This is a genomic window from Pseudomonas sp. MYb185 (assembly GCF_002979975.1).
Lineage (GTDB): Bacteria > Pseudomonadota > Gammaproteobacteria > Pseudomonadales > Pseudomonadaceae > Halopseudomonas.
This window is the reverse complement of sequence record NZ_PCQD01000003.1, coordinates 81,815-100,802: the sequence shown is the minus strand read 5'-3', so window position 1 is coordinate 100,802 and position 18,988 is coordinate 81,815. Positions and strand designations below refer to the sequence as shown.

Sequence of the window (18,988 nt, the reverse complement as noted above, 5' to 3'; positions counted from 1 at the left end):
AGCTCAGTGTGGCTCTCCATGCTGGTGAGGCAAACAAGACGTCATCACTGGCTTTGAGGACTAGGGCCAGTTGACTGGACGAGAGACCGAACGAATGTGGTTGGGATCTGGATCTGATATGGCTCATTAAGCGCAGGGCGGAGCACGATTGCCTCGCCGAACGACCAAACTACATGGACGTTTCGCAACGTACAGTCTTCAGCAATCCCTAGTTCGCTAAGGTCGCGGTGGCAGAACACCGGATCGAGGATGATCATCTCCGCGTCGTATGCTCCGAGCCCCAGGCTCTTGATCGTTTTTTCAGGAACCGTAGTGAGCAAGCCGCTGTAGCCAGCCAGGAGTAGCCCAAAAAACAGGCCGAAATAGATTGCCGCACTCCAGCTCGCAAAATGCGCCATCGAACAGATCGACACCATAATGGCGATGACCAAGGGAATCGCCCACAGGATCGGGTAATGCCAGCTGTTGTTCAGCTTATCTATGATCGGCAAACTGCTCTGCAAGATGGTCGAGAGCAAGACAACAAAAATCATAAGCGCTATATAGCTCGACCAACCGTAATGGAAGAAACTCCAGGGAGGCAGGTCGAGCCGGATCTGCAGGGCAATGCCGAAGCCCAGCGCGACGAGGATGGGCCATAGCAGAACGGTCATCGTGAAAAGGCTCGGCTCAAGTAGTATTGCTGTCACCATGCCGAGGCCGACCAGGCTAAAAGGTCCAAAATACGCCAGCATTACAAGTTGTCGAACAGCTTTTGTGCGCGCACCTTCCGAGTAGCGCATCGCATAGACAACTTCTTCCTTGACCTTCTTCGTATTGAGAAACCAGTGGAAAAGAGCAGCACCGGGAGCGACCATCGTAAAAACCACTCCACCAACAATGGCGAAGCCAATGCATGCTGCCGCCAACAGTAACGACGAGAATTGGAACAGATCGAAGCTGGGATAAAAGTGGTTTCGGTAGAAGTACAGTAAAAAGATGCCGAACCCGGAGAGCGGCGGCAGTATTTTCGTGAGCAGAGACCCATATGCCCGGAGAAAGACGGGAGATGTCTTGAGCAGGACATCAATTGCATCCTCGCTTGGCGGGCGATCGCTCCACTTCTGCATATGGCTTCCTTGCTGATGTGCGTAGAGGGATCATATCCGCAACCAGGGCTGTTGGGCTATCCTGGTGGCACCGCAACGAGACGAGAAAGGAGTCCGTTTTGTCCAATGTGCGCTGGACAGCCGATGAACTCAAATTGGCTTTCTACCTATATTGCCAGCTTCCCTTTGGGCGCCTTCATAAAGGCAACCCGGACATCATTCGCCTGGCAAACAGACTCGGCAGGACATCATCATCGGTAGCGATGAAACTCGTCAACTTCGCCAGCCTGGATCCAGCGATCACCGGAACGGGAAGAAAGGGTCTATCCGGCGCCTCGAAACTTGATCGTGCCATCTGGGAGCAATTTCAGAACGATTGGCAAAGCCTGGTAGATGAGTGCAGCGTGCTACTCGCCACGTCGGATGACGTCTCGACAACTGATGACCCCAACGTCGCTGAAGCCGCTGCCGACTATTTCGGTGAAACCCGGGAAGCGCAGGTTCGCATACGAATTCGGCAGAGCTTCTTTCGAAAAGCGGTCCTGGCGAGCTACGGTGCGAAGTGCTGCATGTCTGGCTTGAGCGAACCGCGACTGCTCCTGGCGAGCCATATCGTCCCTTGGCGTGTCGACGAAGCGAACAGACTGAACCCGGCTAACGGACTGTGTCTTTCAGCGCTGCACGACCGGGCGTTCGATCAGGGACTTATCGCTTTATCTGATGAGTTCACTGTGATGGTGAGTGATCGACTGAAGGGGCGTGCTGATTCGTTTGCTCAGTCGACGCTGGTGGCAATTGAGGGCAATGAAATTGTGTTGCCTGAACGGTTTGCGCCTGATGGTGGGTTGGTTAGATGGCATCGAGAGAATGTGTTTGTTGGGTAAACGGTAGGGGCTGCTATCGGCCAGAAGCGGTCATCGAGCGCCTCCAGACTCAGAAAGTGAGCCAACTGTGCTGCCGGCGGCTTGCTTGACATAACCATGTCATCGTATAGCCACCACAGAAAGGAGCCAGCGATGTTCGAGCCGCAGACTTGTTGTAGGAAAGATATCAGATAATATGGGACGAAAGGATGGAGGCGTCTTTCCAGGTAGTCACGCCAAGCCAGATATTTCATAAGGGATAGTGCATGAGCATAGACATGTACCGGCGCCAAGTAATTCAGATTCGGTCTGGCATTGCTAGATTGACGGAACAAAAAGCGCGAGAAGTGCAAAAGGCAGCGGACGCGGGTAAGAAATCACTTGCTGCACAATCCGCAGCGACCAAAGCTACTTCTACGTCAACATTGCAGACCAAGCTGCGTGAAGCTAGTCGGCACGCCGATGACCAAGCCAAGCATGAGCGTGAGGCTGCGAAGATAGAGAAAAAAATCGCAGACGAACAGAGGAAGCTCGTAGGTGCTCAAAAGCGGCTGGATAATGAGGAGGCAAAAGCGTTCAAGAAAAGGAATGATGAGCAGAAGCGACAGCAAGCTGCTCAGCAGCAGCAGTTCCGTGCTGTGGAATCTAGCTTGACACACCACGAACTGCTTCATCGTGAAACTATTGCACGTGTAGATCGGCTGAGCGCTTTACCGGAGGAAATTGTGGTTGCGTTCTTCGCTACTGATCCTGCGACAGCTTCTGATCGACGACTCCTTCTGGATGAGGAGGTTAGAGAAATACAGCATAAAATCCGCCTTTCAGACCATCGCGATGCAGTCAAATTGGAGTCACGTTGGGCATTGCGATCCGGCGATATATTGCAGTACATGAACGAACTGGAGCCGACGATCGTTCACTTTAGCGGGCACGGTACTAACCAGGACGAACTGGTTTTGCAGGATCGCAACGGTGATGCAGCTTTTATTTCTCTCGCTAGCATTGTTAACACTTTTGAGCTCTATGACTCAGTTCGGCTCGTGTTCTTTAACACCTGTCACTCATACAACCAAGCGGCCGCATGCACGCAGTATGTGGATGCGGCAATTGGAATGAATCAGACAATTGGGGACACAGCAGCACGGGTATTTTCCGCGCAGTTTTATTCCGCAATTGGCTTCGGCAAGTCAATTCCCAACGCCTTTAAACAAGCTAAAAACGCTTTGATGCTTGAGGGCATTCCGGAAGAATCAACCCCAGAGCTTCACGTACGAACGGGTGTTGACGAGACTGACTTAGTGCTGGTTAAACCAAAATCTTAACGGCTATTCGGCGACTGGTGCTCGACATTGCTCGGCTTAACATTAAATAGGTTTAGCCACGACTGGCTGCTTCGACCGAATTGGGACGATGCCTGCTGTAGTCGTTCCTGAATGCTGGCCGGCCACTTCCGCATAGCGACGGTCCAAAGCTGGGCCGTCGCTATCGGCTAGGAGCTGCCATCGGGGAATCACTAAAGATCTTGAATCAAGGCGTACAACTGAATCGAGCGTAATCTAGCCAAACCTATCGCTGAACCATTGCTGTACTCCGGATAAGCAGGAGTTAGGCTCCTTACTAAACCTAATCGGAATAGGTAGTGGAAGAAGTAATTTATAGAAGGCCTATATTGTCTATGGATCAAGCTATCTCAATAAAAAACCTTAATTACCTACTCAAGGGAGATCGGGAGAAGGGAGGGAATCTTGAAGAGCGATTTATTCCTGCTGCCTTCGATATAAGAACCAAACTCTACAAGCTGAATAATCTTCGTTCACTTTCACGGTACCGCTTACGTACTGGAAAAATAACCCCCGCCTTTTATGATAAGCGTATATCACGCTTGGCTATTGTTATAGAAAAGCGTAAAGCTGAGCACGCACGCTTGATTGACTCTGAGCTTGAGCGAGCCTCTAAGATTATCGGCAGCAAAGAATTCAGAATAAATTTGGCTCTCTTGCCAGCTACAGTTGGCGGGAAAAGAGTTTACGGAGTCGGAGATAGCTTAGATCAGATTCTCGCTGTCAAGTTTGTTCAGAGAATGCTCAAGTCTCTATATGATATTCGCATGCCGTCACGTGACACTCTAACTAGCCAAGTAAAGTCGTTAGCTTTGGATGATGTGCCAAAGTACATAATAAGGTCGGATGTGGAGTCGTTTTATGAGTCTGTCAGGCACAAGGAGTTACTCGATGGAATCCATCAGTCTCCGGAATTGTCGGTGCTGATTAAAAGAATTTTGACACGACTTATGAAAGACTATGTCGCCATTTCTGGCGATGATAATGGTCTACCGCGAGGCATAGGAATTAGCGCCTATCTATCTGAGATATATCTGTCTAGCATTGATACTGAAATCAGACAGCAAGATGATTTGTTTTATTATGCCAGGTACGTCGATGATATGGTGCTAATGTATGCCCCACACCGAAAAGAGCTCGCGACGAAATATTTAGGTACCCTCCGTAACATACTCCACGAAAAAGGGCTCAAGCTTAACAACAAAACGAAAGTGATTGACCTGCTTGAGGAGCAAAAAGGAAAGTTTGATTATTTGGGCTACACATTTGATGTTTCCAGTAGCACCCCAGGTGTGCGATTGAGCAAAAGGAAGTTTGATAAGTACAAATCACGCATCGAGAAAGCTTTCACAGATTACTCAAAAAAATGCGCGTTTATTCCAAAAAAAGCGGCTGAAGAATTGATGCTTCGGTGTCTTTTTCTAACCGGAAATATGCGTTTATTTAACAGGAAAAGTAACGCCTTTATCGGCATATACTTTAGCAACAAGTATATAACTGATACTGATCAGCTCTCCGGGCTAGACCAGTTCTATCGTAACAAGATCGCAGGCGTTGCTAGTCCATCACTAAAGAGAAAACTTTCGAAATTGTCCTTTGAAAAAGGATTCACGGAGAAATTGTTCAGAAATTTTGACTCTAAGCAGCTTTCAGAGCTTTCGCGAGGATGGAAGCATGTCTAGAAAAAAAGCTTTGTCTATAAATTTCCCAGTCGAAAGGGTTGTGTTGTCTGATGTGCTCCCGTACGAGGTTCCGATAGTTTTTTCAAATAGATATTTCTACAGATTTCTATGTGATCACACTATCAAATTTCACAAGAATAAGATTTCTTGGAACTATATTGATGAGGTGCTAGACAATCTTGTGAAGATGGTGCTGGGAATCCAAAATACTAAGCTTGTTAGACATGTTACTGAGGATTGCAGAACTATCTCTATAGTTGATCTGGATAAAACAGACTTTGTCCATACTATTCCCTTCGTCTTCTCTACTACGCATAAGCAGGATCAGTTGCGGCAGTTATCACTGATGCACCCCAAGGGACAGTTACTGGTGGTGGATTTCTATGACCAGTTCAAAGACTTGATGATTTATTATACCGGTCGAAGTGAGTTCAGTCTACGATCACCAAGACGAATTGCCGGGTGCACTTATATCAACTTTCGCTCGCAAATAGAGCGGCAGGACAAATCTGATTCACTAGTAGAAGTAGATGGTGAAAACTATGAGAACTTAAAGTCATTTTTTGTATATGAACGATTCAGTAATGTTTTTAAATTCTACGAATCCAGGGAGCACCTCCGTAGCGAGCGTGACTTCAGAAACCTCACTAAATTCGATATTTCAGGGTGCTTCGATAGCATTTACACGCACTCACTAGCCTGGGCGGTGTATGGTAAGGGCTTCGCAAAGCAAAACCTTAAAGCCATATTAGGGTCGTTCGCAGGAAAGTTTGATTCGCTGATGCAGAAGCTGAACCATAACGAAACAAATGGAATACTTATCGGCCCTGAGGTGTCAAGAATTTTTGCAGAGATAATTCTTCAGGCGGTTGATGTCGAAATTTCCGGGAAGCTTCTTGAAAAGGGATATATTCATAACTCAGATTTCAAGATTTATCGTTACGTAGATGACTATTTTGTCTTCTACAATAGCGACGAAGTCTGCCATCAAATAAAAATGACACTTCAGGAAAGCCTGAAGCTATACAAGCTATCTCTAAATAAAGGAAAGGAGGAGACTCTATCTCGCCCCATAATCACACCAATTTCTATCGCAAAAAAACATATATCTGATCTTTTTGATCGTACGCTTACATACGAAATATCTCCTGTGATCAAGGACGGAGAAACGCTACCAAGGGGGGAGATTTATATTGGAAGGTCTTCACTGATAACTGACTTCAAGTCCATTTTGGCGACCTCTGGGGTCAACTATGGCGAGATTCTAAATTACTCGCTATCAATTGTTGAGCGGAAAGTCGGATCTTTGATTGACGCCTACAAAAAAATTGAGAAAGTCGACGGCACGGATAAGAGCTTTTCAAAGTCAATGGAAGCCCTTCTAAGCTTTGTGTTCTTTATCTACGCGGTATCGCCGAAAGTTAATACAACCATCAAAATTTGTCGCATATGTCAGCGCGTTCTTTCGTTTTACAAGACTGAGCCAATAGGGTTGAGTTACGGAGCCTTAATTTCTCAGGTAATATACGAAAGATGCCGAAGCGTTGTAGGTCACAACTCGAATGGCAATAGTGCAAAAATTGAGACTATGTACCTCTTGGTTTTAATGCGTCAATTGGGCAAGAACTATCGCATAGATGAAAGCGTTCTGGGATATAGTTTTGGCTTTGAGATTTTAGATGGTCAGTATGAAGCGAGATCTAGTCTAGATTATTTTTCCATAGTTACTTTGCTCTTCTATATTGAGAATAAGTCTCGCTACTCACTTCTCAGAAGAGCTTTGGAAAAACATGTATTGGAGATATTCAGCTTGAAGGAGGACTCGCTGGTAGGTGACTCTGAGATGGTGCATTTAGCGTTAGACCTTACGGTGTGCCCCTTTGTGAGTGACGAGACTAAAACGAGAATCTTACAAATGTATGGTTTACCTGCTAATAATTTGTTGAGAATTCAGAAATATAGCGAATTCTGGTTCACTAAATGGGGAGATTTCGATTTTTCCAAAGAGCTAGACGCCAAGGTCAGCCAGGAAGTATACTGACGAAGATGCATCACGCACATAGAAGACCGTTTGCGGTCGCACACACCAGCATCATGGCTAGGTTGTTCTATGCACGAAAGCCTTGCCTCGTTGAATCCTCGTGAGTTCTCCGGTCTTGACTCCTCCACTTTCCTAATAGCTTAGGCCTACCAGGAAAGTGGAGGAAGCTCGATCATCTTTGCCTTGCAATGACGACTTATTGACTCGAGCCATATACTTGGACGGCTTTCAGCACTCTTATGTTACAACGTCCGCTTCTGGCCGGAAGCAGTCTTTCGGGGAGGAAAATCGTATTATTTCCTTCAACTGGCCATGAAAATAGCTGCCTCCCGTACGATATACCTGCGTTCGGGTAATAGCCTACACCGCTTCTTTCTACTGATCCTCTCAGCAAGACTAGCGCTAGTGTATTGATCGCGCCGACCTCGATATCAATGCCACTCATTACATGCTGGTGGAAACAACTGTTCGTTTGCCTACCTCACCGCTTCCGACTCCTCACAGGACTGAACCGCCCCCACCTTAGGCTCCCCAACCGCATACTCCTTGGGAAACCGCCGTATCAACAGCGTTAAACCAAACCCCACCGACAGCACCACAAAGGTAAAGCTGAAAGCCGCAGTGAACCCCCCGGCGGTTTCAATCAACCAGCCGGCGATGGCAGGTCCGAGAAATTGGCCGAAGGCGAAGAAGACGGTGGCGAAACTGAACGCGATGGGGATGTAGCGAGGCGCTACTTGATCCGTAGCGCTGGTCTGGATCAGCGCAAACAAGCCGTTGACCGAGGCGCCCATCACCAGGAAGTGGAAGAAGAAGTAGGGCAGGGTCTGCCCGATGATCGGCAATGCCACGGCCACGAGCACCAGGAATATGCACATGGCCAGCGCGTTGCCTCGGCCCCAGAAGTCAGACAACCAACCCCATAGCGGGCCCCCGATGATGGACAGCAGGCCCATCATTGCCATATAGCGTCCTGCAATGGTTTCGCTGTGGCCGCTTTCAACCATGAAACTGATCATGAACACGGTCTGGACGATATAGCCCAGGCCGATGATGCCGTAGGTGGTCGCCACGATCAGTACCCGGGGGTTGCGGTAGATTCGCCACTTCACCTCCGACGGCAGGTGGCCAGCCGCTCTGGCTTTAGGTGCGGGGGGATTGCGTACAAACAGGCCGATCATGACCGCGACAAACAGGGCAGCGGCGGCAAACACGCCCCAGCTGACCCGCCAGCCCTGATCGCCAAACACGTCGAACAGGAAGGGCACCAGGACACCGGATACCAGAATACTGATACCGACGCCGCTGGTCATGTAGCCGATGACCAGCCCGCGCTGCTCTGGAAACCAGGTCGCCAGCAGCGCCACCATGGGCGCGAACGCGAAGGCGGTACCGAATCCCAGTAACCCCATGAGGAACATCACCAGCCAGAAGGGGGTAGCAACAGCCAGGCCCAGGAAACCCACCGTCACCGTAAGCATGCCAAACATGACCGAGGCCTTCGCTCCCCAGCGGGCTGCGGCCAGGCCGCCGGCCATGACAAAGCAGACATAGCACAGGGCAGTCACCGTGCTGAGAATCCCTGCCTGCTGGTAGGACAGGCCAAGGTCTGCGCGCATCGCCGGCAGGATGATGCCGTAGGCCAGGCGGGCAAACCCGATCACGACCAGGGACGTAAGGGTGCCGCACAGTACGGTAATTGCCATGTTCGGGCGGTTGGGGTTCTGAGACATCGGAGCTCTCTTGTTATCTGACGCTTCGCAGCGGCTCAGGGTAGCAGCTTTCCGCTGGGGTGGCCGAGTAGGTCCCCACAGCCCACCTGAACCCATCCCACCCCTTCGCTGTCCATAATTGTGGCTGCACACCATTCAGCCTGACCCACGTTGCCCCCGGCGCGTGACTGGTGCTTAACAATAATGCTGGAGTTCATTATGAGTCTGAAACTGAAATCAGTATTGCTCGGAATGATGGTTCTGTTCATGGCCGGCTGTAACACCATGGAAGGCGCAGGCAGGGATATTCAGCGCGGTGGCGAGGCGATCGAGGACAAGGCGCAGGACAGATAGTACGCAAGTTGCCTGGCCGCCCGCCCGGGTGGCCGGTAACTGATGCCCCGATAAACCTGCTGAATATCCCGCCAATCTGGTGTTTGCCCGCATCGCCATGGACCGCCTACACTCAGTCGACATTGCAAGAGGCACGCCCGCTGCGTGCTGCCAACTCGACTCGGCAGGTATCCATGAAAACCAGAATCACAGAACTCTTCGGTATCGAGCATCCGATCATCCAGGGCGGCATGCACCACGTCGGTTATGCCGAACTCGCCGCGGCGGTGGCCAATGCCGGCGGCTTGGGCATCATCACTGCGCTGACCCAGCCCAGCCCCGAGGCGCTGGCCGAGGAAATCCGCCGCTGCCGGGAAATGACCGACAAGCCCTTCGGCGTCAACCTGACCTTTCTGCCCTCGGTCAAGCAGCCGGATTATCCGGGCTATATCGAGGCGATCATCAGGGGTGGCGTCAAGGCGGTGGAAACCGCCGGCAACAACCCACAGAAATGGCTGCCGATCCTCAAGGAAAACGGCATCAAGGTGATCCACAAGTGCACCGCGGTACGTCATGCCCTCAAGGCCGAGGCCATCGGTTGCGACGCGGTGAGCGTGGACGGTTTCGAGTGCGGTGGTCATCCCGGCGAGGATGACGTGCCCAACTTCATTCTGCTGCCGCGTGCCGCCGAAGAACTGAAGATTCCCTTCGTCGCCTCCGGCGGCATGGCCGACGGCCGCTCGCTGGCCGCCGCCCTGGCGCTGGGTGCCGAGGGCATGAACATGGGTACGCGCTTCATCGCCACCCAGGAAGCGCCGGTACACGAGAACGTCAAGCAGGCCATCGTCGCGGCCAGCGAGCTGGATACCCGGCTGGTCATGCGCCCGCTGCGCAACACCGAGCGGGTGATGAACAACGCTGCCGTCGAGCGCCTGCTGGAGAAGGAAAAGCGCCTGGGTGCGTCCATCAAGTTCGAGGATATCGTCGAGGAAGTCGCCGGTGTCTACCCGCGCATCATGAAGACCGGTGAGATGGATGCCGGTGCCTGGTCCTGCGGCATGGTCGCCGGTCTGATCCATGACATCCCCACCGTGCAGCAACTGATCGACCGCATCATGGCTGAGGCCGAAGGCATCATTCGCGAGCGGCTGACCAAGATGCTCAACGGCTGAGAAGGAAGCTAGACATGAGTTTCGACACTCCTCTTTATATATGTGGCCCGCTGCGGGAACCCAAGCAGATGCTGGCGGACCAGGAATACAGCGGCCACAGCTCGATCCACGATGACGATATGGCGGAAAAGCTCGGCTTTCGTGCCGGGCCGATCGAAGGGCCGACCCATTTCAGCCAGTTCGTGCCGCTGCTGGCCGAGATCTGGGGCCAGGCGTGGTTCGAGCGCGGCTGCTTCTCCGCGCACTTCCAGAACATGGTGGTGGAGGGTGAGCAGGTGCGTGCCTTCGTCGAACGGCCAGCGCCAGGCGCTACCCGGGTACGTTGCTGGGCGGAGAAGGCCGATGGCACACCCGTGCTGGAAGCCAGTGCCAGCCTGGGACCGGATGATGGTCCCACCCTGCTGGACGAGCGCATGGCCAGACTCCGGCCGCCGGAGAAGCTGGTGATTCTTGCCGATCTGCAGGTGGGCATGAAAGGCGCTGAGGATGAGCAGGTGCGCATGGATGCCGACCAGCATATGGGCAATCTGTATCCCTTCTCGCTGAACCAGAAACTGGAACGCATCACCGAGAACTCGCCCTGGTATTCGACCGCGGAGGGTTCACCCTGGGGTCGCGCGATCATCCCGCTGGAGATGGTCAGCGTGCTGGCCGAGTACAGCAGCAAGCAGGCTGCGTTCCCGGTCAAGCAGCCGGTGGTCGGGTTGTTTGCCGATCAGGAAATCCGCATGATCGACGGGCCGCTGTTCGTGGGTGAGGATTATCTGATTCGTCGGGAAGTGGTGGCGCTGTCGGAAAGCAAGCGCACCGAGTCGTACTGGATACGGACGCGCATCTACTCTGCCGATGGCAATCAGTTGAAGGCGGAAATGCTGCTCAACCACGCCACGCTCAAGCATTCCTACGCGGGTTATCCGCAGTAGGCGCAGGCGGGCAGTGTCGGTTGGCATTCCTGCGATGTTGCCGGGAGTGCCGTGGGTCGAGATGGAACTCGACCCTCCAGGGCTGGGGCGTAGCACGTGTTGAACGGAGCTCGACGACCCGTAGGGATCAGCTCGGAATGACCCGCGTCCGCCCACGGTCATCGATGGCGACGAAGACGAAGGTGGCTTCGGTCACCTTGCGGCTTTCATCATGGCTGTGGTCGTCGCTCCAGACCTCGACCAGGATGGTGATCGAGCTGCGGCCGATGTCCTGCACCTGGCAATGGAAGCCGAGCTGGGCGCCGACCGGTACCGGTACCATGAAGCCCATGCGGTCGATGGCCACGGTGGCTACCCGGCCGCGGGCGATGCGGCAGGCGGTGCTGGTGCCGGCAATGTCCATCTGACCTACCAGCCAGCCGCCGTAGATGTCACCGAAGCTGTTGCAGTCGCGTGGCAGGGCGGTGATTTTGAGTGCCAATTCCCCCCTTGGCACCGGGTCTTGATCTAAGTCTTGCATGAACTACTCTGGATGATGTTGTAGTTGTTGTGCGTGCTGGATAAACAGCGGTGATTGTCGTTGACAACACGAGCCCGCGTATCTTAAGGGATTGCACGGGGTCGCTCAATGCTGAAACAGGTAAAAGTCTGGCAAAGAATATAGCGGCACAACGACAGTTGTTTTTAATCTGATTGTCATAATCCTTGAATAGAGTTGTCACATCGACTGCAGATACTGGGTCGCGTGTTGCTAACACTACCTCACCAGGAGAAAGACATGAAAATGAAGCGACTGTGCGCCGCTATTGCTGTTGCCGCTGCCGGGATGGCCGCAGGCAGCAGTTTTGCCGATGTTGATCCGAGTCTGAAGAGCTATGAGCGTGTTGGCGGTGTGTCCGGCAACCTGTCCAGCGTTGGTTCCGACTCACTGGCCAACATGATGACCCTGTGGGCTGAAGAGTTCAAACGCCACTACCCGAACGTCAACGTGCAGATCCAGGCCGCCGGTTCTTCCACTGCGCCGCCGGCACTGACCGAAGGCACCTCCAGCCTGGCGCCGATGAGCCGCAAGATGAAGGACAGCGAGCTGCAGGCCTTCGAGGAAAAGTTCGGCTACAAGCCGGTCGAGATTCCTGTCGCCATCGACGCGCTGGCGGTATTTGCGCACAAGGACAACCCGATCAAGGGCCTGACCATGGCTGAGCTGGACGCGGTGTTCTCTTCCACCCGTCTGTGCGGCCATGACAGCAACATCACCACCTGGGGCCAGGCTGGTCTGGAAGGTCAGTGGGCCAACCGCGACATCCAGCTGTACGGTCGCAACTCGGTTTCCGGCACCTACGGTTACTTCAAGGAAGAGGCCCTGTGCAAGGGTGACTTCAAGAACGGTGTGAACGAGCAGCCCGGTTCCGCTTCCGTGGTGCAGTCGATCAGCCAGTCGCTGAACGCCATTGGCTACTCCGGTATTGGCTACCGCACTTCCAGCGTGCGCACCGTACCGCTGGCCGCCGCCGAAGGTGAAGAGTTCGTCGACGCTACCGCGGAAAACGCCATTTCCGGCAAGTATCCGCTGTCGCGCTTCCTGTATGTCTACGTGAACAAGGCGCCGAACCGCGAGCTGGCGCCCCTGGAGCGTGAATTCGTCAAGCTGATGCTGTCGAAGGAAGGCCAGGAAGTGGTATTCAAGGACGGCTATGTGCCGATGCCCAAGCGTGTAGTGGACAAGGTCTACGAAGAGCTTGGCATGTAAGCGAAGGATTGCCGAGGGCATGGATCGCCCGGCCCCAGGGGTGTGCCTCGTGCACACCCCTTTTTTTGCCTTGGTTCTGTAATTAATCTGTCATATTGACCCTGTAGGGTGTGCGGCCATGACTATGCAATCACCACCCAAAGAGACCCGCATCGACTTTGATACCAAAGCGATGCAACGCCACCGCAAGGTACGTCACTTCAAGGATCACTTCACCCGCTGGTATGTGGCGGTCGGTGGCCTGGGTGTGATTGCTGCTATCTTGCTGATCTTCCTCTATCTGCTGTCCGAGGTGCTGCCGCTGTTCAGCGGGGCTGACCTGGAAGAGCGCACCCGCTATCAGCCGGCATGGACCGTCGACAGTGGTGCACCCTTGCTGCTGGCGATGGAGGAGCAGGCCGAGGTTGCCGTGCGCCTGGGCGACAGCGGCCAGCTGGCATTCTTCCGCACCGCCGACGGTTCACTGATCAGTGAACAGCAGTTGCCGATCCCTGCCGGTGTGCAGATCACCAGTTTCAATATGGAAAGCCCCACCTCCCGGCAGTTCGTGGTGGGTCTGAGCAACGGCCAGGTCATCATTGGCCGTCACGACTACCGGGTCACCTACCCGGACGACAGACGGCTGATCACGCCTTCGCTGGCGTTCCCCTACGGTAGCGAGCCGCTGACCCTGGACGAACAGGGCCGCGCCCTGGACAGCGTGACCATGCGCGTCAGTGGCGACAACATGGCGCTGGTCGGCAGCGTCGGCCGTGAACTCATCTATGTCCGCATCAGCAGCAGCGAGAACCTGATGACCGGTGAGGTCAGCATGGATCGCCGGCAGATTCCGCTGGCGCCGGTCAGCGGCGATATCCAGAAGATCCTGGTCGACCCGCTGTTGCAATGGATGTACGTATTCAACGGCGATCAGTACGTCAACGTCTATTCGCTGCGCCAGGAAGGCAATCTGCTGGAGCGTTATGCGGTGGTCGAAGGGGCCGGCCGCAAGGTGACCTCGGCCAACCTGCTGCTGGGCGGCATCTCGCTGATCATCGGTGACAACCAGGGCAACCTGGCCCAGTGGTTCATGGTCCGTGGCGAAGGCACCTCGAAACTGACCCACGTACGCAGCTTCGGTGAGCAGAGGGGCAATGCGATCAGTGACATCCGCGCCGAGGAGCGGCGCAAGGTGTTCCTCGCCGCTGACGACAAGGGCCGGCTGGGCTTCTACAACACCACCGCGCACCAGAACCTGATGGTACGGGCGGTGGATGAGAAACCGGTGTCGGCCTACAGTATCGGGCCGCGTGCCGGTGATCTGCTGGTCGAGCACGCCGATGGCCAGATCAGTGTCTGGAAGGTGGACAATCCGCACCCGGAAATCTCCTGGTCGGCGCTGTGGGGCAAGGTCTGGTATGAAAGCTATCCCGAGCCCGACTACATCTGGCAGTCGAGCTCCGGCACCACCGAGTTCGAACCCAAGCTGAGCCTGTCGCCGCTGACCTTCGGTACCCTCAAGGCCGCCTTCTACGCGATGATCCTGGCGACCCCGCTGGCGATTGCCGCAGCCGTGTATACCGCCTATTTCATGGCCCCGGCCATGCGCCGCAAGGTCAAGCCGGTGATCGAGCTGATGGAGGCACTGCCGACGGTCATTCTCGGCTTTCTCGCCGGGCTGTGGCTGGCACCATTCCTTGAGGCCAATCTGCCGGGGGTGGTCAGTCTGTTGATACTGACGCCGATCGCCTTCCTGGCTTTCGCCTTCGCCTGGAGCAAGATGCCGGAGAAGGTACGCTTCATGGTGCCCGATGGCTGGGAGGCATTGCTGCTGGTACCGGTGCTGCTGGTCATCGGCTGGCTGTGCTTCCACATGAGCATCTATCTCGAGGCCTGGTTCTTCGGCGGTGACATGCGGGTGTTCCTGACCCACGAGATGGGCATCAACTTCGACCAGCGCAACGCCCTGGTGGTTGGCCTGGCGATGGGCTTTGCGGTGATCCCGACGATCTTCTCGATCGCCGAGGACGCGATCTTCAGCGTACCCCGTCACCTGACCCAGGGTTCGCTGGCGCTGGGGGCCACGCCCTGGCAGACCATGAGTCGGGTGGTGATCCTCACCGCCAGTCCGGGGATCTTCTCGGCGGTGATGATCGGCATGGGCCGCGCGGTGGGCGAGACCATGATCGTGCTGATGGCCACCGGTAATACCGCGATCATGGATATGAACATCTTCGAGGGTATGCGCACCCTGTCGGCCAACATCGCGGTGGAGATGCCCGAGTCCGAGGTCGGCAGTACGCACTACCGGGTGCTGTTCCTGGCTGCGCTGGTGCTGCTGAGTTTCACCTTCGTGATGAACACCTTGGCCGAACTGATCCGTCAGCGCCTGCGTAAGAAATACGCATCGCTCTAAGGCCCACGGACAACAGGAATCAACACAGTGAAACAGAATACTTTCAAAGCCTGGTGCAAAAGCGGCAATCCGTGGATCTGGATGAACGCCGGTGCCGTGTCGATCGCGGTGGTCATGACCATCGGTCTGCTGCTGCTGATCGCCGTGCGCGGCCTGAGCCACTTCTGGCCGTCGGATGTGATCGAGGCGGAATACCGCATTCCCGGTCAGGAAGCGCTGGTCATCATGGGCGAGGTCAACTCCCGCGAGGAGGTGCCCACCGCGCGCCTGGCCGGCGCTGGCCTGCCGGTGGACCCGGAGCGCGACGGCTTCATGGAGCGCGAGCTGATCAAGGTCGGTAACCGTGACCTGTATGGCGCGGACTTCCGCTGGATCGTCGGTGAATGGCTGGAAGACATCCGCACCCCGGAAGACGTCATCGTCATCGAGCGGCGGGAATGGGGCAACTTCTATGGTTACCTGGTGGATGTGCGGCAGAACGGCGAGGTCGTCGCCCAGGGCGCTGACGCCTGGCCGGCACTGCAGCAGGCAGTCGATCGGGCGCTGGCCATCCATGGGGATATCCAGCATCTGGAAAAGCAGGAGATCGGCCGCATCAACGCCGGTCTGGAGCGCCTGCGCCTGCGGGAGCGGGGCTATGAACTGCGCAACGAGCTGACCCCAGAACGCGAGGCCGAGCTGGGTGCCGAGCGTACCGCGTTGAACAACGAGTATGCCGAACTGGAACGGCACCTGATGGAGCTGTACCAGGAGTTCAACCGCGACAGCCTGATGGCGCGGGTGCCGGATGGCCGCGAGAAGGAAATCAGCCTGGGCAAGGTGGTGCGGGTATTCCAGCCCAACAGTATGGGCGTGATGCAGAAGACCGGGCACTACTTCGCCAAGCTGTGGGAGTTCGTCAGCGATGAGCCGCGCGAGGCCAATACCGAGGGTGGCGTATTCCCGGCGATCTTCGGCACCGTGATGATGGTGCTGATCATGTCCGTGGTGGTCACCCCGTTCGGCGTGCTGGCAGCGGTGTATCTGCGGGAATATGCCAAGCAGGGCCTGGTCACCCGGGTGATCCGTATCGCGGTGAACAACCTGGCCGGGGTACCTTCGATCGTCTATGGCGTGTTCGGCCTGGGCTTCTTCATCTACTTTCTCGGCGGCAGCATCGATTCGCTGTTCTTCCCCGAGGCGTTGCCGGCACCGACCTTCGGTACCGGCGGCATGCTGTGGGCCTCGCTGACCCTGGCGCTGCTCACCGTGCCGGTGGTGATCGTGTCCACCGAGGAAGGGCTGACGCGTATTCCGCGTTCGCTGCGCGAGGGCTCGCTGGCCCTGGGCGCGACCAAGTCGGAAACGCTGTGGAAGATCATTCTGCCAATGTCCAGCCCGGCGATGATGACCGGTCTGATCCTGGCGGTGGCCCGCGCCGCCGGTGAGGTGGCCCCGCTGATGCTGGTGGGTGTGGTCAAGCTGGCGCCGTCGCTGGCGGTGGATGGCAACTATCCCTACCTGCATCTGGACCAGAAATTCATGCACCTGGGCTTCCATATCTACGATGTCGGCTTCCAGAGTCCCAACGTCGAAGCGGCGCGCCCGTTGGTATACGCCACGGCACTGCTGCTGGTAGGCGTGATTGCCACTTTGAACTTCTCGGCGGTAGCGATACGTAACCATCTGCGCGAAAAATACAAAGCGCTGGAAAACTGATCGTCTCAACCTTTACGACGCGGATACAGATTATGTCCAATAGCAGCAAAACCCATGCAATGGATATGAGCGCCCTGGGGCGCTCGCAGCAGCAGGAGCTGAGCATGGATCAGGAAACCATCGCCCTCGATGTGCCTGGCCTGAGCCTGTTCTATGGCAGCAAGCAAGCCCTGTTCGATGTCAGCATCCAGATCCCGCGCAACCGGGTGACGGCCTTCATCGGTCCCTCCGGCTGCGGCAAGTCGACCCTGCTGCGCTGTTTCAACCGGATGAACGACCTGGTCGACGGTTGCCGCGTCGAGGGCGAGATCCTGCTCGATGGCAAGGATATCTTCGCCAAGGGTGTGAACGTCTCCAACCTGCGGCGTCGGGTGGGCATGGTATTCCAGAAACCCAACCCATTCCCCAAGTCGATCTACGAGAACGTCGCCTACGGCCTGCGCATTCAGGGCGTGAACAGCAAGCGCACCCTGGACGAGGTGGTGGAATGGGCGCTCAAGGGCGCGGCGCTGTGGGATGAGGTCAAGGATCGCCTGCATGAGTCGGCCCTGGGGTTGTCCGGTGGTCAGCAGCAGCGTCTGGTGATTGCCCGCACCATCGCCGTGGAGCCGGAAGTGCTGCTGCTCGACGAGCCGGCCTCGGCGCTGGATCCGATCTCCACCCTGAAGATCGAGGAACTGATCAACGAGCTGAAGGAAAAGTTCACCATCGTCATCGTCACCCACAACATGCAGCAGGCCGCGCGCGTATCGGATTACACTGCCTTCATGTACATGGGCGAGCTGGTCGAGTTCGGCGATACCAATACGCTGTTCACCAACCCGACGAAGAAACAGACCGAAGACTACATTACCGGCCGCTACGGCTAGATAGGGCCTGTTGACGTTTCATTTACCACCGCGCCGGCGCCTGTTTTTGCGCGAGGCAAGGCGCGAGGAGAGAAATTTGGTCATTCCAAATGAACGACGAGTAACGCAGCATCGCGCAAAAACAGGCCCGGCCCTCCGGGTTGCGCATCAAATCTCGCCATGCGTCGTTGTGGGACTTGGCAAGGGAATACCATTCCCTGCGTCCCACGCCTAGCTTGGCGAGATTTGATGCAGCAACGCGGTGGTAAATGAAACGTCAACAGGCCCTTTGGGGAGAGTCGCCATGAATAAAGACATAGACAGCTTCACGCAGCATATTTCCCAGCAGTTCAACGAGGAGCTGGAGTCGTTGCGCACACGCCTGCTGGAGATGGGCGGCCTGGTGGAGAAGCAGGTGCATGACGCGGTGACCGCGCTGATCGAGGCCGATGGTCAACTGGCGGAAAAGGTGCGTGAGAACGACAAAGCCACCAACGCCATGGAGCGTCAGATCGACGAGGAATGCATGCGCATTCTGGCCCGTCGCCAGCCGGCGGCCAGCGACCTGCGCCTGGTGGTCAATATCAGCAAGATCATCGTCGATCTGGAGCGCATCGGCGATGAAGCCTCGAAGATCGCCCGGCGCGCGCTGCATCTGATCGAAGAAGGTCAGGCACCACGGGGTTATGTGGAATGCCGGCATATCGGCTATCACGTGCACAAGATGGTGCAGCAGTCGCTGGACTCCTTCGCCCGCTACGACAGCCAGCAGGCGCTGGAAGTGGCTCGGGAAGACAAGATCGTCGATCAGGAATACAAGACCGCCATGCGTGAGATGGTCACCTACATGATGGAAGACCCGCGCTCGATCAGCCGGGTGCTGAACATCCTCTGGGTGCTGCGTTCACTGGAGCGGGTCGGCGACCATGCGCGTAACGTGGCCGAGCATGTGATCCACATGGTCGAAGGCACCAACGTGCGGCATCTGGGCCTCAAGCGTATGGCAGAGCAGGTGCAGAAGAACGGCCAGGGCCAGGGCCAGGCGCCGGACGCCGACTGAGGCGTTGCGCCACGCGTCTGGCTGGGGGTGTAGCGCCCCTGCGCTACGCCAGCTCCCAGCAGGCAGGGATTTGTCTCGACAAC

General features: G+C 55.6%; 15 protein-coding genes. 12 read left to right on the top strand and 3 right to left on the bottom strand.

The window, feature by feature from the left end:
* Positions 1-44: 44 nt before the first annotated feature.
* Positions 45-1,109 carry a hypothetical protein gene (locus CQ007_RS05375; RefSeq protein WP_105643919.1) on the bottom strand — a complete coding sequence of 355 codons (1,065 nt, stop codon included), beginning with the start codon at positions 1,107-1,109 and terminating at the stop codon, positions 45-47.
* A 107-nt stretch (positions 1,110-1,216) separates the two neighbouring features.
* Here CQ007_RS05375 and CQ007_RS05370 point away from each other — a divergent pair, with 107 nt between their 5' ends.
* The 4 genes from CQ007_RS05370 to drt3b all read left to right on the top strand — a co-directional run bounded on the left by CQ007_RS05370 (position 1,217) and on the right by drt3b (position 7,014).
* Entirely contained in the window at positions 1,217-1,972 is a 756-nt protein-coding gene (locus CQ007_RS05370; RefSeq protein ID WP_256582221.1) for an HNH endonuclease, read from the top strand.
* A 245-nt stretch (positions 1,973-2,217) separates the two neighbouring features.
* Positions 2,218-3,273, top strand: a complete 1,056-nt coding sequence (locus CQ007_RS05365; protein ID WP_105643915.1) for a hypothetical protein — start codon at positions 2,218-2,220, stop codon at positions 3,271-3,273.
* A 317-nt stretch (positions 3,274-3,590) separates the two neighbouring features.
* Entirely contained in the window at positions 3,591-4,973 is a 1,383-nt protein-coding gene (gene drt3a, locus CQ007_RS05360) for an antiviral reverse transcriptase Drt3a (protein ID WP_256582208.1), read from the top strand.
* Positions 4,966-7,014 carry an antiviral reverse transcriptase Drt3b gene (drt3b, locus tag CQ007_RS05355; protein WP_105643911.1) on the top strand — a complete coding sequence of 683 codons (2,049 nt, stop codon included), beginning with the start codon at positions 4,966-4,968 and terminating at the stop codon, positions 7,012-7,014. Before drt3a ends, drt3b begins: the two co-directional genes overlap by 8 nt.
* 476 nt (positions 7,015-7,490) lie before the next feature.
* On the opposite strand, the gene CQ007_RS05350 is transcribed toward drt3b, so the two are convergent.
* A complete protein-coding gene (locus tag CQ007_RS05350) occupies positions 7,491-8,747 on the bottom strand; it encodes an MFS transporter (RefSeq protein ID WP_158256724.1) in 1,257 nt (418 codons plus the stop codon).
* Between the two features lie 198 nt (positions 8,748-8,945).
* On the opposite strand from CQ007_RS05350, the gene CQ007_RS05345 reads away from it, so the two are divergent.
* From CQ007_RS05345 to CQ007_RS05335, 3 genes are all read left to right on the top strand, one after another.
* Complete coding sequence (locus tag CQ007_RS05345; protein WP_177424282.1) at positions 8,946-9,080, top strand: entericidin A/B family lipoprotein; 135 nt, start codon at positions 8,946-8,948, stop codon at positions 9,078-9,080.
* Between the two features lie 173 nt (positions 9,081-9,253).
* Entirely contained in the window at positions 9,254-10,231 is a 978-nt protein-coding gene (locus tag CQ007_RS05340; protein WP_105643907.1) for a nitronate monooxygenase family protein, read from the top strand.
* 14 nt (positions 10,232-10,245) lie between these two features.
* Complete coding sequence (locus CQ007_RS05335; RefSeq protein WP_105643906.1) at positions 10,246-11,154, top strand: hypothetical protein; 909 nt, start codon at positions 10,246-10,248, stop codon at positions 11,152-11,154.
* Between the two features lie 127 nt (positions 11,155-11,281).
* On the opposite strand, the gene CQ007_RS05330 is transcribed toward CQ007_RS05335, so the two are convergent.
* Complete coding sequence (locus CQ007_RS05330) at positions 11,282-11,674, bottom strand: acyl-CoA thioesterase (protein ID WP_105643904.1); 393 nt, start codon at positions 11,672-11,674, stop codon at positions 11,282-11,284.
* Between the two features lie 258 nt (positions 11,675-11,932).
* On the opposite strand from CQ007_RS05330, the gene CQ007_RS05325 reads away from it, so the two are divergent.
* From CQ007_RS05325 to phoU, 5 genes are all read left to right on the top strand, one after another.
* Entirely contained in the window at positions 11,933-12,904 is a 972-nt protein-coding gene (locus CQ007_RS05325) for a PstS family phosphate ABC transporter substrate-binding protein (RefSeq protein WP_105643902.1), read from the top strand.
* Between the two features lie 118 nt (positions 12,905-13,022).
* The gene (locus tag CQ007_RS05320; protein WP_371919794.1) at positions 13,023-15,299 is read left to right on the top strand and encodes an ABC transporter permease subunit; all 2,277 of its coding nucleotides are present in this window, start codon (positions 13,023-13,025) and stop codon (positions 15,297-15,299) included.
* Positions 15,300-15,380: 81 nt separating this feature from the next.
* A complete protein-coding gene (gene pstA / locus CQ007_RS05315) occupies positions 15,381-16,997 on the top strand; it encodes a phosphate ABC transporter permease PstA (protein ID WP_105644481.1) in 1,617 nt (538 codons plus the stop codon).
* Between the two features lie 32 nt (positions 16,998-17,029).
* The gene (gene pstB / locus CQ007_RS05310; RefSeq protein WP_105643898.1) at positions 17,030-17,866 is read left to right on the top strand and encodes a phosphate ABC transporter ATP-binding protein PstB; all 837 of its coding nucleotides are present in this window, start codon (positions 17,030-17,032) and stop codon (positions 17,864-17,866) included.
* A 283-nt stretch (positions 17,867-18,149) separates the two neighbouring features.
* Entirely contained in the window at positions 18,150-18,905 is a 756-nt protein-coding gene (phoU, locus tag CQ007_RS05305) for a phosphate signaling complex protein PhoU (RefSeq protein WP_105643897.1), read from the top strand.
* Positions 18,906-18,988 lie beyond the last annotated feature (83 nt).

Bases quoted from the DNA above. Each gene is read 5' to 3' on its own strand.
- CQ007_RS05320 (WP_371919794.1), top strand. From the start codon at position 13,023: ATGACTATGCAATCACCACCCAAAGAGACCCGCATCGACTTTGATACC.
- CQ007_RS05340 (WP_105643907.1), top strand. From the start codon at position 9,254: ATGAAAACCAGAATCACAGAACTCTTCGGTATCGAGCATCCGATCATC.
- pstB (WP_105643898.1), top strand. From the start codon at position 17,030: ATGTCCAATAGCAGCAAAACCCATGCAATGGATATGAGCGCCCTGGGG.
- CQ007_RS05335 (WP_105643906.1), top strand. From the start codon at position 10,246: ATGAGTTTCGACACTCCTCTTTATATATGTGGCCCGCTGCGGGAACCC.
- CQ007_RS05375 (WP_105643919.1), bottom strand. From the start codon at position 1,109: ATGCAGAAGTGGAGCGATCGCCCGCCAAGCGAGGATGCAATTGATGTC.
- drt3b (WP_105643911.1), top strand. From the start codon at position 4,966: ATGTCTAGAAAAAAAGCTTTGTCTATAAATTTCCCAGTCGAAAGGGTT.
- CQ007_RS05325 (WP_105643902.1), top strand. From the start codon at position 11,933: ATGAAAATGAAGCGACTGTGCGCCGCTATTGCTGTTGCCGCTGCCGGG.
- CQ007_RS05350 (WP_158256724.1), bottom strand. From the start codon at position 8,747: ATGTCTCAGAACCCCAACCGCCCGAACATGGCAATTACCGTACTGTGC.
- CQ007_RS05330 (WP_105643904.1), bottom strand. From the start codon at position 11,674: ATGCAAGACTTAGATCAAGACCCGGTGCCAAGGGGGGAATTGGCACTC.
- pstA (WP_105644481.1), top strand. From the start codon at position 15,381: ATGAACGCCGGTGCCGTGTCGATCGCGGTGGTCATGACCATCGGTCTG.
- CQ007_RS05365 (WP_105643915.1), top strand. From the start codon at position 2,218: ATGAGCATAGACATGTACCGGCGCCAAGTAATTCAGATTCGGTCTGGC.
- CQ007_RS05345 (WP_177424282.1), top strand. From the start codon at position 8,946: ATGAGTCTGAAACTGAAATCAGTATTGCTCGGAATGATGGTTCTGTTC.
- phoU (WP_105643897.1), top strand. From the start codon at position 18,150: ATGAATAAAGACATAGACAGCTTCACGCAGCATATTTCCCAGCAGTTC.